Annotated in this window: 1 protein-coding gene; it reads left to right on the top strand. The window is 58.7% G+C overall.

The features are described from left to right. Positions 1-61 precede the first annotated feature (61 nt). The gene (locus tag QZ271_RS14315) at positions 62-1,189 is read left to right on the top strand and encodes a transposase (protein ID WP_291432613.1); all 1,128 of its coding nucleotides are present in this window, start codon (positions 62-64) and stop codon (positions 1,187-1,189) included. Positions 1,190-1,205 lie beyond the last annotated feature (16 nt).

The following is a 1,205-nucleotide window of genomic DNA, read 5'->3' on the forward strand; positions in this document are numbered from 1 at the left end:
CTGACATCTTTCAGTTTTAGAAAAGGACGTCCAGCACGGCTTCTGACCTCAGAATGAGGGTGTGAAACAGAAGATGAACCGCGCTGGACAGCTTTATTCTGACATGTTGACTGCCTGCCCCCGAAAGCAGCATCGAGACAACATGCAGGTGGTGCTCAGCTGCTTCCTCGAAGCCCTTGGGATATCCCGCTTCCATGCGTCCACCGCCAAGTCCCCGGGCGCCATCAGCCGATTCCTCAACCACCAGAACTGGTCGTTGCGCACCCTCATTCGAACCATCCGCCAGCACGCCCTGCGCACCTTCCAGGACTCCCTCCGTGGACGCCGGGGGCGTCCACCGCTCATCGAGATCATCGTTGACACGACCTCCATCTCAAAGGAGGGCGCGTTCGCTGAACTGGATGGCTGGATCCACACCCTGAACAGTGTTCGTGGCCTCCATGTCGTCATGCTCTACGTCTGTTGTGGTGACCTTCGCCTCCCCTGGGGCTTCAAGATCTGGCGCGGGAAAGGCTCGCCTTCACCGACAGACCTGGCGCTCCGGCTCGTCAGACAGCTCCCATCCGAGGTGCGCACACGCACCAAACACGTGCATCTGCTTGCAGATGCAGGGTTCAGCAGCAGGGCGTTCATGCACGGTGTTCGGAACCTGGGTTTGGACTTCACCATTGGGATGCGAGCGGATCGCAGGACCACAGAGGGGCACCGTCTGAAAGACATCACCCGCCAACAGTGCCCAGTCACGCTTGCTGACCTGCCTGACCTCCAGTTGTGGCTGTACTGGATCTGGTTGCCCGCCAAGAAAGGAGAGAAGCGGGAACAGCGGTTCATCGTGTCCTCCAGGCAACGAACGCCTCAGACGGCCCGGCAGACCGGTCGACGTCGCTGGAAGATTGAGGCTCTGTTCAAAACACTCAAGAGCCGATTTGCCTTCGGCAAATTCGGGCAGAAGACCAAACTGGGCGTCCTACGCTATCTGTGCCTGAGTGTGGCCTGCTTCGTCCTCTGCCATGTTGAGCACCTTGACCAAACAGCGTCGGGCCAAGAGGTCTCCTCTTGGCCCGACTGGGGTGCCCTGGCTGGTCAGGTCAGGATGAATTTTGTCGGCTGGGTGCGGCTTTTTGAGCTGGAAAGAGAAATGGAACGGATTTTAGCCGTCTGGGACGGCACTCGCCAGCATGTGGCTTAGAACTGAAAGATGTCAG

It is taken from the genome of Deinococcus sp. (assembly GCF_018260555.1).
Taxonomy (GTDB): domain Bacteria; phylum Deinococcota; class Deinococci; order Deinococcales; family Deinococcaceae; genus Deinococcus.